This is a genomic window from Erythrobacter sp. SCSIO 43205 (genome assembly GCF_019904235.1).
In the GTDB taxonomy this organism is placed as follows: Bacteria; Pseudomonadota; Alphaproteobacteria; order Sphingomonadales; family Sphingomonadaceae; genus Erythrobacter.
Genome location: NZ_CP063202.1, coordinates 1,768,022 through 1,783,526 on the forward strand (window position 1 = coordinate 1,768,022; position 15,505 = coordinate 1,783,526).

At 57.4% G+C, this 15,505-nt stretch carries 12 protein-coding genes; 8 read left to right on the top strand and 4 right to left on the bottom strand.

Annotated features, from left to right (window positions below; all coding sequences use genetic code 11):
* Positions 1-36 precede the first annotated feature (36 nt).
* The gene (locus INR77_RS08260) at positions 37-1,707 is read right to left on the bottom strand and encodes a bifunctional diguanylate cyclase/phosphodiesterase (protein ID WP_223070613.1); all 1,671 of its coding nucleotides are present in this window, start codon (positions 1,705-1,707) and stop codon (positions 37-39) included.
* Positions 1,708-1,910: 203 nt separating this feature from the next.
* Here INR77_RS08260 and INR77_RS08265 point away from each other — a divergent pair, with 203 nt between their 5' ends.
* Entirely contained in the window at positions 1,911-2,348 is a 438-nt protein-coding gene (locus INR77_RS08265) for an EVE domain-containing protein (protein ID WP_255573701.1), read from the top strand.
* A gap of 86 nt (positions 2,349-2,434) precedes the next feature.
* Complete coding sequence (locus INR77_RS08270; protein WP_223070614.1) at positions 2,435-3,184, top strand: SDR family oxidoreductase; 750 nt, start codon at positions 2,435-2,437, stop codon at positions 3,182-3,184.
* Positions 3,185-3,202: 18 nt separating this feature from the next.
* Here the strand turns inward: INR77_RS08270 and INR77_RS08275 are convergent, their stop codons facing one another.
* Positions 3,203-4,891, bottom strand: coding sequence for a thiamine pyrophosphate-binding protein (locus tag INR77_RS08275; protein WP_223070615.1), 1,689 nt, complete (start codon positions 4,889-4,891; stop codon positions 3,203-3,205).
* 190 nt (positions 4,892-5,081) lie between these two features.
* Here INR77_RS08275 and INR77_RS08280 point away from each other — a divergent pair, with 190 nt between their 5' ends.
* Complete coding sequence (locus INR77_RS08280) at positions 5,082-5,357, top strand: hypothetical protein (protein WP_255573702.1); 276 nt, start codon at positions 5,082-5,084, stop codon at positions 5,355-5,357.
* On the opposite strand, the gene INR77_RS08285 is transcribed toward INR77_RS08280, so the two are convergent.
* Positions 5,354-6,745, bottom strand: a complete 1,392-nt coding sequence (locus INR77_RS08285) for an MFS transporter (protein ID WP_223070616.1) — start codon at positions 6,743-6,745, stop codon at positions 5,354-5,356. The two genes, INR77_RS08280 and INR77_RS08285, sit on opposite strands and share 4 nt — an antisense overlap.
* 157 nt (positions 6,746-6,902) lie before the next feature.
* Here INR77_RS08285 and pgsA point away from each other — a divergent pair, with 157 nt between their 5' ends.
* Complete coding sequence (gene pgsA, locus INR77_RS08290; protein ID WP_223070617.1) at positions 6,903-7,514, top strand: CDP-diacylglycerol--glycerol-3-phosphate 3-phosphatidyltransferase; 612 nt, start codon at positions 6,903-6,905, stop codon at positions 7,512-7,514.
* 98 nt (positions 7,515-7,612) lie between these two features.
* Here pgsA and INR77_RS08295 read toward each other — a convergent pair whose 3' ends face one another.
* Positions 7,613-8,995 carry a hypothetical protein gene (locus tag INR77_RS08295; RefSeq protein WP_223070618.1) on the bottom strand — a complete coding sequence of 461 codons (1,383 nt, stop codon included), beginning with the start codon at positions 8,993-8,995 and terminating at the stop codon, positions 7,613-7,615.
* Between the two features lie 271 nt (positions 8,996-9,266).
* Between INR77_RS08295 and INR77_RS08300 the strand changes: the two genes are divergently transcribed.
* From INR77_RS08300 to INR77_RS08315, 4 genes are read left to right on the top strand one after another with little or no spacing between them, the layout of a single operon-like run.
* Entirely contained in the window at positions 9,267-12,827 is a 3,561-nt protein-coding gene (locus INR77_RS08300) for a hydantoinase B/oxoprolinase family protein (RefSeq protein ID WP_223070619.1), read from the top strand.
* Positions 12,824-13,519: a DUF969 domain-containing protein gene (locus INR77_RS08305; RefSeq protein WP_223070620.1), complete on the top strand. Its 696-nt coding sequence runs from the start codon at positions 12,824-12,826 to the stop codon at positions 13,517-13,519. Before INR77_RS08300 ends, INR77_RS08305 begins: the two co-directional genes overlap by 4 nt.
* Complete coding sequence (locus INR77_RS08310) at positions 13,516-14,466, top strand: DUF979 domain-containing protein (RefSeq protein WP_223070621.1); 951 nt, start codon at positions 13,516-13,518, stop codon at positions 14,464-14,466. Before INR77_RS08305 ends, INR77_RS08310 begins: the two co-directional genes overlap by 4 nt.
* A complete protein-coding gene (locus INR77_RS08315; protein ID WP_223070622.1) occupies positions 14,463-15,458 on the top strand; it encodes a DUF2891 domain-containing protein in 996 nt (331 codons plus the stop codon). The genes INR77_RS08310 and INR77_RS08315 overlap by 4 nt, the downstream gene beginning before the upstream one ends.
* Positions 15,459-15,505 lie beyond the last annotated feature (47 nt).

The window sequence follows — 15,505 nt, forward strand, 5'->3', positions numbered from 1 at the left end:
TTAAGCCCAGCGTCCAGTGCTAGTGCGCCGATTGCCTTAACCTGCTTGGCGTGAACGCGGCTCGATAGAGGGTTCCTGATTGCGCTTGGCCTGTTTTGCCTTGAGGTGCGCTGCCAATTGCCCGGACTTTGCCAGGCGCTTACGAACCTGCTCTGCGCTTTCCGGCCGTCCATAAAGATAGCCTTGCCCCTTGAGTTTGCCCATTGCCTTAAGCTGAGCAAGGATCGCCTCATCTTCGATGCCTTCTGCTGTCATCGGCAGATCAAGTCCGCGTGCCAGCGATACAATCGCATCAACGATGGTGGACTTTGCTTCAGGCGAGGAAAGCTCGCGCACGAAACTGCGGTCGATTTTGAGCCGGTCAAACGGCAGCGTGCGCAGTTGTTCAAGCGAGGAATAGCCTGTGCCAAAATCATCAAGGCTTACCTTGACGCCCTGATTGCGCAGGCTGGTTATGATGCCGCGCACCATATCGACATTGTCGTGCAGGCAACTTTCGGTGACCTCCACCTCAAGGCGCTGTGCAGGAAAATTATGTTTGACGAGGAGCTTTAAGAGCTTTTGCGCAAACCACGGATCGCGCAATTGCACGGGCGACACATTGATCGACAAGGTGAGGGCATCGTCCCAATCCTGCGCATCGACAAGCGCGCGCTCGATCAACTGGTCGGAAAGCTGGGAAATGACGCCGATTTCTTCTGCCACCGGAATGAAGACTTCTGGGCTGACCATGCCCATGTGGGCACTGTTCCATCGGGCCAGCATTTCAAAGCCGACAAGCTCGCCGCTCTCAAGGTCGACTTGCTGTTCGTAAAAAGGTTCAAACTCGCCCGCTTGAAGGCCTGCACGAATGCCGACCTCAAGCTCGTTGCGAAAGCGCAGTTCGCTTTCCATGCTGGGTTCAAACCAGAAATAGCGGTTCTTGCCCGATTTCTTGGCCTGATACATGGCAATATCAGCGCGGTGCATGAGGTCGTCTGGCCCAACCGGTAAGGGTCGCGAGCTTGAGATGTTCTCACCCAGATCATGATCGCTGGTAACACCAATGGAAACGGTTGCCTCAACCGTCACACTGTCAAGGTCAAACGGGATCGCCATCGCTTCAAAAAGACGGATGACGAGATCATCGACGCGCTCGGGTTGATGGGGGTCGAAGTCTGTGACGAAGGCAAATTCATCCCCGCCAATGCGCGCAAGCTGAGAGGTTTTGGGCAAGACCTGATTGATGCGTCTTGCAAGCTCGACCAAAGTTGCATCGCCGACTGCATGGCCGTGCATATCATTGATCTGCTTGAAGTTATCGAGATCAATCAAGCAATAGGCAACGGCTAACCCGCGCGCATTGGCACGCGTGCGAGTATCGTGTGTGACCTTTGCCATGCTGCGACGATTAAGGCAGCCGGTGAGCGGATCGGTTTCGGAAAGCTTGCGCGCGAGATCTTCTGCATCGCGCCGATCGCTGATCTCAATTTTAAGCTCGCGATAGCGTCGCCAACCAAAGATCACGAGAACCACATTGAGAAGAAGCGCATTGACCAGCAGCGCGTCGGGGACAGGGCCGCCTGAAACAATCGCTTCGATCGCACCGGGCAACACCTTGCCACCGGTTGCAACAAACAGAATGATCGCAGCAACAGCAATGCCAAGCGCGACCAGATCCCGCTCCGCGCTTCCTTTGAGGCGTTGGCTGTTCTTTGCTTGTGACATTCCCGCTTAGCCCTGTTAAATCAGTTCTTTAGGAGAACCATCTCCTCCCGAACATCTGCGGCGTTGTATCAGGCACCCACTAAAGATTGAGTTAACCGCACCAAGCTGCGAAAAAGCGCCGCGCGCTGCACCGCGGGCGAGATTTGAGTCTGGTGAGAGCGGGCTGTGTCAGCTAACTTTTTGCTGATCGGAGAAATTGCTTCATGCCTGATGACACAAAGACCCCAAAATCGCCGAGCTACTGGTTGATGAAGTCCGAGCCGTTTGAATACAGCTGGGATGATCTTGTCGAAGAAGGGGAGGGTGTTTGGAGCGGTGTTCGCAACCATTCGGCCAAGCTCAATCTCAAAGCGATGGAAGTGGGCGATGAATGTTTCTTCTACCACTCGCGCGAGGGTTTGGAGATTGTCGGCATTTGCGTGGTGAGCGTGGCTGGCATTGGCGATCCGACCGATGAGACGGGCAAATGGGCTGCGGTCAAGGTGAAGCCCAAGCGCAAGTTTGACAACCCTGTGAGCCTTAAACAGATCAAGAGCGAGCCACGTCTTGCCGATTGCGAACTGGTGCGAATGTCGCGCCTCTCAGTTGCCAAGATCACGCCTGAGGAATGGGACATTATTTGCCAGATGGCGCAAGAGTGATGGGTTTCAAGCGGTCCTTTTGATGGAACCATGGGTCAAGTGCTCTGTAGGCGGGATAAGAAAACCCCCAACCCCACGGAGACATTATGAACCGGTTCGAAAACAAGCGCATCCTTATCACTGGCGGCACAAGCGGCATGGGCCTCGAAGCTGCCAAGATGATCGTTGAAGAGGGCGGCGAAGTGGCCGTGACCGGGACTACACAGGACCATCTCGATGAGGCGGGTAAAGCGTTGCCGTCGGGCTCGCTCGTCCTTCGCAACGACGCCTCCGATCCCGAAGCTGCCAAAGAGCTTGGCGCGAAGGTGAAAGAGCAAATGGGTGCGATTGACGGTCTGTGGCTTAATGCAGGTTATGGCAAATTCGGCCCCACCGAAGAGGTCGAGGTCGATTTCTTCGACAATATGCACAATGTGAATGTGCGCGGACCAGTGCTTCAGATGGCTGAATTGATGCCTGCGCTAACCGATGGCGGAGCGGTGCTGCTCACCTCTTCGGTTGCGCCATATTTGGGACAGGCCGAAGGCGCTGTTTATGCGGCGACAAAAGGCGCTGTGAGCGCTCTCACACGCAGCTGGGCATCAGCGCTGGCTCCGCGCGACATTCGCGTAAATTCGGTTGCGCCCGGACCCATCGACACGAATTTCATGAACGGAATGGGCTTTTCCGATGACGAAAAGGAACAGTTTCTGGAGCAAATTCAGGAGCAAGTGCCGCTGGGCCGGCTTGGCACATCCAAGGAAGCAGCGCAGGTCGCTTTGTTCCTCTTGTCCGATCAGGCATCCTATGTGTCGGGCTCTGAATATATGGTCGATGGCGGGATGACGATGCGCTGATCAATCGGCGGGGCGGGCTTACGCTTTTGCGCGAAGCCCGCTTACCGTTGCCCCGCTGGCCGCGAGTTGTTCGACGTCAATCTTCATGTGGATGAGGCGCAGGCCATCGCGGGCCTTTGCTTCGGTCAGAGCGGCCTTGAACTCATCGGTCGTGCTGACGGCGGTGCTCCACGCACCATAGCTCGCGCCGAGCATGGCAAAATCAGGATTGATGAGTTGCGTGCCCGAAACGCGGGCTGGATACTCGCGTTCCTGATGCATCCGAATTGTGCCGTATGCGCTGTTATCGACTACAAGCACTAACAGGTTCACGCCATATTGCGCAGCGGTCGCAAGCTCCTGACCATTCATCATAAAATCGCCGTCGCCAGCGACCGCGACAACCATTGTATCCGGTTGACGAAGCGCCGCCGCTACGCTTGCAGGCACGCCATATCCCATCGCACCGCAGGTTGGGGCAAGTTGGCTTGGATAGCCGGCATAGCGCCAGTATCGGTGCCACCAACCCGAGAAATTGCCTGCGCCATTGCAGATGATCGTATCCGGCGGCAACGCCTCGCGCATGGCGGTGACGCAGGCTGCCATATCGAGGTCGGGCGCGTTATTTGACGCCGAATAAGTCGCCCATTCGCGCCATTCGCCGTTTGCCTCTTGACCTGCGTCAAAAGGGATAATGCTCGCATCTTCCCAAAGGCTCGCTGCCTCGGCAAATTCATCGACCGAGCAGGCGAGCGCCAAATCAGCGCGGTACACCCGGCCAAGCTCGTCAGGGTCGGGGTGGATATGCACCAATGTCTGATCCGGGTGATCGGGTGTGATGAGAGTGTAGCCATCGGTTGTCGCCTCGCCCAGGCGCGCGCCGACAGCGATGATGAGGTCTGCGTTTTTAACCCGCTCGACCAGTTTAAGATTGGGGCCATAGCCGAGATTGCCAGCATAGACTGGCGAAGACGGATCAATCGCGTCTTGCCGCCTGAAAGCGGTCGCGACCGGCAAGCCGATGCGTTCTGCGAATTGCTGAAAGGCAAGACGCGCCTTGGAGTTCCATCCTGCGCCACCGATAATTGCAATCGGGCTGGCCGCATCGGCAAGAAGGCCAAACATTGCCTGCATTGCATCGGGGCAAACAGCCTGCGCCGGGCGCGCGGCGTAGGGGCGCGGCTTGAGGTCAGTGGGCACAGCATCGCACAGCATATCTTCGGGCAGGGCGAGGACTACTGGGCCGGGCCGCCCGTTCACGGCAACCGAGTATGCGCGCGCGATATATTCGGGCACGCGCAAAGGGTCGTCAATTCGCGCGGCCCATTTGGCGATGGGGCCAAAGAAGGCTTCGAAATTCACTTCTTGAAAACCCTCGCGGTCGCGGCACGGGCGCGCGACATCTCCCACAAACAGGATCATGGGCTGTGCATCCTGATGCGCGACATGAACGCCGATGGAAGCATTGGTCGCGCCGGGCCCGCGCGTGACAAAGGCAACGCCGGGGCGCAAGGTGTCGCCGCCAGCGCTCATCGCACCATCTGCGCACGCCATGAAGGCCGCGCCCCCTTCCTGTCGGCACACGACCGTTTCAATCACGCTTTGATCGTGGAGCGCATCAAGCACCGCGAGGAAGCTTTCGCCCGGCACTGTAAAAATACGGCTGGTACCCTGTTCCTCAAGACACTCGACCAAAAGCTGAGCCGCTGTTTTCGTTTCTTGCGCCATCTTGAAACCTTCTTGTCTAAGGCTCCAGCGTTAGACGGGTCGAAAGGCGAGTGCAAATGGTCATGCCAACCTTGATCCAGTGGGTTAGGGTGCCTTGGGAATTAACCAACAATGTGGCTAACTGTCCCGCTTGGGGGCAGCGCCAACTCGCTTGTGGCCAAAGGTTAAGAAAGTCTTAAACCATGGCCCCATGACAACGAAAACAATGACTGTTGAAAGCTTCCTTGAAATGGAAGCCGGACCTGAAATTGAAAGCCGCCGTCTGGCGGGTCGCAGGCGTCGTTCGCTGGTTCTCACTAATGAAGCAGCACGCCATCCATTTCGCGCAAGCCTTCCGCCGCACGTAACGAGTGTTGATCATGATCAAGCTGCGACAAGCTTCTGGCGGCTGACGAGGGACGACATTCGCGGCTTTGCGACCACCTATTTCGCGGTTTTCGCAGCGGTGCTGGTCTTTATCCTCTAAAACAACTCGTTTCCGGCGTCCTTTTCGGCGCGGTAAAGCTTCCAGCCCAGCCATGCTGAAACAATCGTCATCCCGGCGGCGACCAGCAATTGCTCGACCACGGGAAGCCCAATTGCGGTAAGGCCAATCGCAAGCGCTGAGCCCAGCACCATACAAATGCAGTTGACGATATTGTTGACCGCAATCGTGCGGCTCGCCGCGTCTTTCGCGCAATGCGTGGTCAAAAACGCATAGAGCGGCACGACGAACATCCCGCCCGCTGTCGATACACCCAAAAGCATGAAGGACAAAGGCACGGCAAGCGGCTCGAAAATCCATTCTTCAATCGGCAAAAGCTCGCCCGCAGCATTGGGCGTCCAAGCCTTTGCCACCAGATAGGCGCCGATCAGAAATCCGCCCATAATCACAACCGCGACCGGGCCAAAGCGGGCAGACACCTTGCCTTTCAAAAGAGCGTTGATGCCCACCGAGCCAAGCGCAATTCCGAGCGAGAAGATCACCAGGAACAGGCTGGCGACTTCAGGGGTGGCGAGAAGCTGGTTTTTTGCCAGAGGCGGGAAGAGGATGAAGAGCACTGCCCCCATGGTCCAGAAAAAGCTGATTGCGACAATCGCGAGCCATATCTGGCGGTTTTGCTTCACCTCTTTGATCAGACGCGCACTCATCACCACCTGATCGGCGATGGCAACAAAGGGATAGCCAAGCCAGCGCTTCACCCGGCTTTTGGTGTTTGCCGCGAAAGGTTCGAGCAGCGGAAAGTGCATTTCATAATCGCTAAGCGGAGGGGCATCCGGCACAAAGCGGGCCGAATAATAGCCCATGAATGCGATGATAATGACCAGCACCAGGGACACTTGCACATCGACGAAACCGGCAAGAATGGTGCCACCAAGGATCGCGATATAGGTGCCTGCCTCGACCAGTCCGGTGCCCGACAAAACCTCTTCGGGTTTCAATTGCTGAGGCAGGATCGCATATTTGATGGGGCCCAGAAATGCGCTTTGCGTGGAGGCAAGGAAGAGCACGATCAGCAACAGCGGAATACCGGCCGTGTGCACCTCAACCCCTTGCCACACCATGAAAAGGCCAAGCGCGCCAAGGCTCGCCCAGCCAATTTCGCACAGCTTTACAATCCGGATGATTGCCGCTTTATCGCGCGTGTCCGCCAATTGCCCGGCGAGCGCAGAAAACAGGACGAAGGGCGCAACGAAGATAAGCGAGGCCGCGCCGCTGAAAATGGCTTCCTGACTTTCCGAATTGTAGATCGAATAGACCACGAACAAGACCATCGCAGTCTTGTAGAGATTGTCGTTGAAGGCGTTGAAGAACTGCGTGACCATCAGCGGCAAGAAGCGCTTCTGGCGCAAGAGATGCGTTGATGTGGTCATGCGTTTCTTAGCGTCCCGGCGTCCTCTTCGCTGCCGCTTATCTAAAGCTTTGGGCTGCACACACAAGGGCACAGGTGTACACCTGTCCATAAGTGAGGCTGTGAACACGCAAACTGTTTTGCTTGACGCATTTCCTCGCTAAAGGCGGTTTTTAGCCATGTTGACGCTGCCCAACATCTTGACCTTATCGCGCATTTTTGCGGTGCCTTTGTTGGGATTCTTCCTGTGGTGGCCGGATTGGAAGCTTGGCTATCTTATTGGTTTTGCGCTTTATTGTGTGATTGCGATCACCGATTTCTTCGATGGCTATCTGGCGCGGGCGCAAGGGACTGTGTCGAAACTGGGGGTTTTTCTTGATCCCATCGCCGACAAAATCATGGTAGCGGCTGTTATCCTGATCCTTACCGCGCAAGGGTATCTTCGCGGGCCTTACGTCGGCGACCTTCATGTGATCGCAGGCGGCATTATTCTGGTGCGCGAGATCACCGTATCGGGCCTGCGCGAATTTCTGGGCGGGATACAAGTGTCGGTTCCCGTAACCAAGCTCGCCAAATGGAAAACAACCTTTCAGTTGATTGCTTTGGGCGCATTGATCCTTGGCGGGGCGGTGCATGGGCAGCCATGCCAATCGCTTGATGCGCCCGATTGCGACACGATTGCCGAAAGCTGGGTGCACGTTGTTGGTTTGGCGAGCCTGTGGCTGGCCGCGGGGCTCACCTGCATCACGGGTTGGGATTACCTGCGCGTTGGCCTGAAACACATGGATTAAGCGCCCCAATCAAGCGCAGGGTTCAAGGCCCTGAGAAATCAGGAGCGGCTTGAACCCGTTGCTTTTTGGAGCCACCCCGGTTGGGGAACTGTTTTAGTCTATCGCCGAACGATCCGCGCGACATTTTGCGCGCCCGAAGTGACCCGTTCATCATCGCTTTTTGCAGTAGCGGACGCAGTACGGGTCGAACGTTTGGCGCTGGACAGCATGACCGGCACATCGTCCGCCATGCTGCTTCCGCGATAACGATCGAGGCGTTCCTGAAGACTGGCGACCTTTTCGTGAAGGTCAGTGTTTTCGCGAAGCAATTGATCAGACTTGCTTGCTTCTCGACGCAGGCTGATTGCGTCTTTCTTCGCATCATCAAGCGCGTTTTCGAGACGCTGAATATCGCCTTCGGCAGCGGCAAGTCGGAAATGCGCTTCTTTTAGCTTGTCGCCATATTCGCGCAGCTGGGTTCGCGCTGAGGCAAGCTCGCGCTGGGCTTTTTGCTGGTCCTGTGTGGAATTGAGCCCTTGCGCTTTGAGGGTCGCCACCTCATCGCTCAAAAGCTCATTGGAATCGCGCGCTTCTTCCAAAAGCTTGCGGGTCATCTGGTGGCTCTCGCGCTCTTGGTTCAATCCATCGTTAAGCGAATAGATGCGCGATTCCTGGCTGACTTTAAGATCGGAATATTTGTTGCCCAAAACGCGCAATTCTTCGCGCGCGGCCTCGTTGTCCGCTTCCAGATCGGCGATGCGATCCTTCTGGCTTTCAACTTGCGAAATTTTTTCAAGCACGCTGCGTTCTTTGCGCGCAAGGGCCTCTGTCACTTCGTCATATTGGGTCTGCAGCTTGGCAGCCTGCATCCGCAGCTCTGTTTCCTGCTGGAGAAGATTGCTCTGCGCCCGGTCGCGTTCGGCCAGATTGGCGCGCAGGCAAGCGGCATCGACCTCGGCCTTTTCCTTGGCCTCGCGTTGCATCTCAAGCTCGCGCTTGGTTTCATTCAATGAAGCGGTAGCGGCGCGAAGGCGGTCCTCGATCCGCTCAGCATCGAGCTTGTTGGCGCTCGCCTCGCGCTGGCTCTTTTCATAGTCAGCGCGGATGCGGGAGACTTCTTCTTTAAGGCGGTTGATTTCGCGCGATGCATTTTGCGCCTTGGCAGCTTCAGCCATGATTTCGCGCGCTGCATCATCAAGTTGATCGCGCAAGGCATCATTTTCGTGGCGGAGCGACTTGGCCATGCCAGCATCGATTTCGAGCGCGGACATTTCTTCCATCATCTGATCGGCATCGCGGCGGGCGTGCTCGACTTGGTTCATCAGCATTTCGAGATTGTCCCGAATGGCTTGCGAACGTTTGGCGCGCGAGGGCTCAGGGGGCGAATGCTCGCTTGCAGACGCACTGATGCGCGGCGCTGCGGTTTCGGCACCTTGGAGTGTTTCACTGCTCTTTGCTGGCGCTTTGCCAAGAAGAGATCGGAACTGGAAAGCGTTGGGCATGGGTGACCTCGCTGGATTTGCAACTTTTCAACGAGCGGTGCGCCTAGGGGATGTGGTTAACGCACCGCTCACAAAAAGGGTTACTCGAAAACTAACGAATGACTTTTAACTTGGGACCTGCGGGCAAGCCCTGAGGATGATTGCTGAGGGACTTTCCGGGGGTCGGTTTGCGGGCATAATCGCGCGCCTTGTATGGCGCGGGGTTTGACCTTGAGACATCGCCTTGCAAGACAAGGTGCAGGCCTCATCAGAATCGATCAAAGGATCCCTCATGACAGCTTGGCGCTTTGCGATTGATCGCGGGGGAACCTTTACCGATGTGGTCGCGCTGACGCCTGAGGGTGAGCTTGTGACAGACAAGCTCTTGTCGGAAAATCCGGATCATTACGCTGATGCGGCGAGCGAGGCGGTGCGCCGCTTGATGAAGGCTCATGGCGAAGGGCCGATTGCAGAGCTTCGTATCGGAACCACGGTTGCCACTAACGCCTTGCTTGAACGCAAGGGGGAGCGTCTGGCGCTCGCGATTACGCGCGGGTTTGGCGATGCCTTGCGAATTGGCACACAGGCGCGCCCTGACATCTTTGCCCGGCATATCGTCTTGCCAGAGCAATTGCCTGAAACGGTCATTGAGGTCGCAGAGCGCGTGAGCGTTGATGGCGAGATCCTTGAGCCGCTTGATGAAGAGGCGGCGCGCGCTGATTTGGTAAAGCTGCGCAAAGAGGGCTTCGATGCAATTGCTATCGTCCTCTTGCACGGCTGGAAATATCGCGAGCATGAGGCGCGCCTTGCCGCGATTGCGCGCGAGCTGGGTTTTTCGCAGGTGAGCGTAAGCCACGAGGTCGCCCCGCTGATCAAACTTGTCCCGCGCGGCGATACGACAGTGGTGGATGCCTATTTGTCGCCGGTGCTCAAACGCTACACTGACACGCTGCAAGCCGAGCTTCCCCACGCGGATGCTGTACGCTTTATGCAGTCCAATGGCGGTTTGGCACAGGTGGGCGCATTCCGTGGCAAGGATGCGATCCTCTCCGGGCCTGCAGGAGGCGTTGTTGGCATGGTCGCCGCCTCAGCGCCTCTTGGCCACACCAGGCTCATCGGTTTCGACATGGGCGGGACCAGCACCGATGTGGCCCATTTCGCAGGAGAATATGAACTCACCTCAGACAGCGTCGTCGCCGGGGTCCGCGTGGCAGCGCCGATGATGCAAATCCACACGGTTGCCGCTGGCGGGGGCTCAATCTGCGAATTTGACGGCGCGCGTTTTCGCGTGGGGCCGCATAGTGCTGGCGCTGATCCGGGCCCTGCTTGTTATCGCAAGGGCGGGCCGCTTACCGTTACTGATTGCAACCTGTTCTTGGGCCGCATTGATCCTGCCTTCTTCCCCAGCGTCTTTGGCGCGAATGGCGATGAACCGCTCGACCGCGACGCTGCGCGCATGGCATTGCAGAGGGTGGCAGACGCGCTTCCCGAACCCAAACCGCTCAACGAGATCGCTGAAGGCTTCCTCGCCATCGCGGTGGATAATATGGCCAATGCCATCCGCAAGATCTCTGTTGCGCGGGGCCATGACGTCACCGAATATGCGCTCGCCTGCTTTGGTGGGGCAGGGGGACAGCACGCTTGCAAGGTTGCCGATGAGCTTGGGATGGAGACGGTTCTGGTCCATCCGCTTGCTGGCATACTCTCGGCTTTCGGTATTGGCTTGGCCCCGGTCAAAGCCATTCGCGAGGTCAGCCTTGTCCAGCCTTTGGAGGAAAGCTTCGAAGGCCCGCTTACCAGGCTTGAAGAAGAGGCGCGCACGGCTTTGCTCGACCAGGGGATTGCGCAAAGCGCGATTACCATCACCCCGCGCGCCCGGCTGAGGTTTGAGGGAAGCGATTCCATGCTCACCGTGGATTGCGGTGAAGTGGCGCAAATGGACGCATCTTTCCGAAAGCTGCATCGCCACCAATTTGGTTACACCGACGAAAAGGCTGCGATCGTCCTTGAAGCTTTAAGCGTTGAAGCCAGCGGAACCGCGGGCGGCTTGGGAAAGACAAAGGCCGCGCCAGAGCCTGTCGACGCTGGACCTTCGGGTGATTGGCGCACGGTCGAGCGTGCAGCGCTTTGTGAAGGCGAGATCGTGGCAGGCCCTGCGCTTATCATTGATCCGGGTTCAACCACTGTGGTCGAAGAGGGATGGCAAGCGGTCATGGCGGCGGATGCGAGCCTTATCCTTACCCGCCACATCCCGCTTGAGCGTGAACAGGCGGTGGGGACGAAGGTCGATCCGGTGCGCCTTGAGATATTCAACAACCTGTTCATGGCCATCGCCGAAGAGATGGGCGTGGTGCTACAATCGACCGCGACTTCTGTGAACATCAAGGAACGGCTCGATTTCTCCTGCGCGCTGTTTGATGCGCAAGGCAGCCTCATTGCCAATGCGCCGCATATCCCGGTGCACCTTGGCAGCATGGGAGACAGCGTCGCGCGCGTGATTGAAGCGCGCAGTGACAAAAGGGACGGGCGCGGCTTCAGGCGCGGGGATGCCTATGTGCTGAACGATCCTTATCGTGGTGGCACGCATCTGCCCGACATCACCGTGATCGTGCCGGTGTTCTATGATGTGGCAAGCAAGGCTCCCGACGCCTTTGTCGCTGCGCGCGGCCACCATGCTGACATTGGCGGTATTGCGCCGGGTTCAATGCCTCCTGAAAGTCGCACGATCGAGGAAGAGGGCGTGCTCATCGACAACCTGTTGATGGTGGATGAGGGTGTGTTTCGCGAAGAGGCGGTGCGCGAGGTATTGGCCTGTGCCAAGTACCCGGCGCGCAGCCCGACACGCAATATCTCCGACCTTCGCGCAAAACTGGCGGCTTGCACGAGGGGAGCAGAATTGCTGACCGGGGCGGCGAGCGATCAAGGCGCAGACGTTGTTGCCGCTTACATGGGCCATGTCATCGCCAATGCAGAAGAAAGCGTGCGCCGCCTGCTTGACCGGCTGGAAGATGGCGCGTTTACAACTCATCTCGACAACGGTGCACAGGTTCAAGTCGCCATTCGCATCGACAAAGAGAGCCGCTCTGCAGTTTTCGACTTTACTGGTACATCGCAGCAATTGCCGGACAATTTCAACGCGCCCAAGTCCATCACAAGGGCGGCGGCATTGTACGTCCTGCGCACGCTGATCGACGATGCGATCCCGATGAATGACGGGTGCTTGCGGCCAGTCGAGTTGATTGTGCCCGAAGGCTCCATGCTGAACCCTCGTCCCGGTGCAGCCGTTGTCGCTGGCAATGTCGAAACGAGCCAGGCGGTCACCGACACGCTTTTTGCGGCAACTGGAAAGCTCGCTCCCTCGCAAGGGACGATGAACAATTTCACCTTCGGCAATGAACGCCATCAATATTACGAGACGATTTGCGGCGGGTCTGGCGCAGGGCCCGATCATGATGGGACGAGCGCAGTTCAGACGCATATGACCAATTCGCGTCTTACCGATCCTGAAATACTGGAGACGCGCCTTCCTGTGCGATTGGACGAGTTTTCGATCCGGCGCGGCTCTGGCGGGAAGGGCGCGCATAAGGGCGGCGACGGGACAGTGCGGCGCGTCACCTTCCTTGAGGAAATGCGCGCCAATATGCTCGCCAATCGCCGCGCAGTGCCACCGCGCGGGCTTGCCGGGGGAGGCGATGCTGAACCGGGGCGCAACTGGGTTGAGCGGGTTGATGGCTCTCGCGAAGAGCTTACCGCGACCGACAGCGCCGAGATGGCCGTAAGCGACACTTTCGTTATCTTGACGCCCGGTGGCGGGGGATACGGCGGCGGATTTGGAGAAGGGACAGCTGAATGAACTATTGGCCCCTTTTAGGTATCGCTCTGGTCATTTTAGGTTTCGCGCTAAAGTTCAACCCGCTTCTGGTGGTGGTGAGCGCGGCGCTTGCGACGGGGCTTCTTGCGGGGCTCGATATTGTCGCGGTGGTTGAAGCCTTGGGAAAGGCGTTTAACGACAACCGCTATATTTCGGTCACATGGATTATCCTGCCGCTGATTGGTCTGCTTGAACGATACGGCCTGCAACAGCGCGCAAGAGCCGTGATCGAAGGTGTTCGCGGCGCGACGATGGGCAAACTTTTGACGGTCTATTTGCTGTTCCGTCAGGCAACCGCTGCGCTTGGCCTCACCAGCATTGGCGGCCACCCGCAAACCGTGCGGCCACTGGTCGCTCCAATGGCAGAAGCGGCGGCTGTCAAATCGCATGGGGACTTGCCCGAAGAGGAACGCGAAAAGGTGAAAGCCATGTCGGCGGCGACTGACAATATCGGCCTGTTCTTTGGCGAAGACATTTTCTTAGCTATCGCCTCTATCCTTCTGATCCAAGGCGTTTTTGAAACTTACGGTTATCCGCTTACCCCGCTGCAATTATCGGTATGGGCGATCCCCACGGCAATCTGCGCCTTTGTCATTCATGGCTATCGCATCAATGCGTTTGACCGGCGATTGGCGCGGGTGAGAGCCGCGTCGATAGGGGAGGACGTGGCATGATTTCCTACGAATGGCTTTATATCCTACTCGGCGTGTTTTTCGCTGTGACATCCGCTCTTAGCTTGCGCTCACAAAACATTGGAAATGCGTGTTTTTGGGGTCTTCTCGCGGTCAGTTTTTTCTTCGGCTCTCACCTTAGCGATCTTGCCAATGGACTCATCGTCCTGGGGCTGGTCGCCATCGCAGCACTGGGCGGATTGAGGCGATCTGACCCTGAAACGACCGATCCGGATGCGCGAGAAAGTTTGTCAACATCCCTTGGTAACAATCTGTTTTTGCCTGCCTTAGTCGTCCCTGTAGTGGCGGTTGCGGGGACGCTGCTCTACAATTTTTCACCGCTAGGCGAGCTTGGCCTGTTTGCCGAGCGTCAAACCACGCTGATCCTCTTTTGTATTGGCAGTCTGCTCGCTTTGGGCGGCGCGATTGCGTGGCTTAGACCGTCCGTTCTGGCGCCTGCTGAAGAGGGGCGTAGACTCATCGATTCAATCGGTTGGGCAGCAATCTTACCGCAGATGCTGGCTGCCCTTGGCGCTGTATTCGCGCTTGCCGGAGTGGGGGAGATTATAGGCGGGATAGCGGGCGCGGCGATCCCTGAAGGCAGCGTGTTTCTCACCGTGGTCGTCTTTGCGTTGGGCATGGCGCTGTTCACGATGATCATGGGCAACGCCTTTGCCGCTTTCCCGGTGATGGCTGCGGCAATTGGTATCCCGCTACTGGTTGAAGGGTATGGCGGCAATCCGGCGGTGATCGGTGCGGTCGGGATGCTCGCGGGCTTCTGCGGAACCTTGCTCACCCCGATGGCGGCCAATTTCAACATCGTGCCAGCCGCGCTACTTGAACTCAAAGACCAGAACGCCGTCATTCGACAACAGGTGGGGACCGCTGTGCCGCTGTGGGTGTGCAATGTCGTGATCATCTATGTGGGAGCGTTCGTCCTATGGAAATGAAGCACACCCTGGACGATGCCACCGCGCGCAAATTCGCACAGATTGCTCTGGGCCATGTCGCCAAGGAATATCCCAATCAGCCGATGCACGCGATGGCAGGGGATGAGGATACGCTGACACCGCGGGCGCTGCATCCTGCGTTTTTCGGTAGCTTTGACTGGCATTCCTGCGTGCACTCCTGGTGGCTTTTGTTGACCTTACGGCGGCTTTTTCCCTCCATTCCTGAGGCGCAAGAAATCACGGCGCTCGCTGAAACGACCTTCACCGAGGAGAAACTCGCGGTCGAGCTAGCCTATTTGCAGCGCCCCACTTCGCGCGGGTGGGAGCGCCCTTATGGCTGGGCCTGGTTGCTTTATCTCCAGCTCGAAGCATCGCGCCATGATGATCAGGTATGGGACAAGCGGTTAGAACCCATGGCGCGCTTTCTCGCTGAGCGCCTTGACCAATACCTGCATATCCTCACCTATCCGATCACCGTTGGCACCCATTTCAACACCGCTTTTGCACTGGTGCTCGCAGGCGAATGGAGCAGGGAAAATGATCCTGATCTTCTTTCGAGGATTGAAAGCTGGGCGGTGGAAGCCTTTGGACACAAACAAAACTATTCCGGATGGGAGCCGGGGGGCGACGAATTTCTCTCACCTGTACTTACCGCTGCGCTTTTGGTGGCAGAGATCACGCCGAGCGAGCAGTTTTCACCTTGGTTCGACGCACTTGTCCTTTCAAATGGATGGCTTGAGCGTGAGTGCAAGCCCGTCACCGTCTCAGACCGCAGCGATGGCAAGATCGCTCACCTTGACGGCCTCAATCTCAGCCGCGCCTGGTGTCTCATTCGCATCGGGCGAAAGCTGAGCGAAGAGGGCGCAAAACAACTGCTGGCAGCGCGCGCCAAAACCCATCTTAGCGCTTCTCTCCCGCACATTGCCGGTGATTATATGGGTGAACACTGGCTGGCGAGTTTTGCTTTGCTGGCTCTGATTGAAAGCCGGTAAAGTCCCGCGCCGCCCATATTCTGCGTTCGCAATGGTGTGGTTAGCTG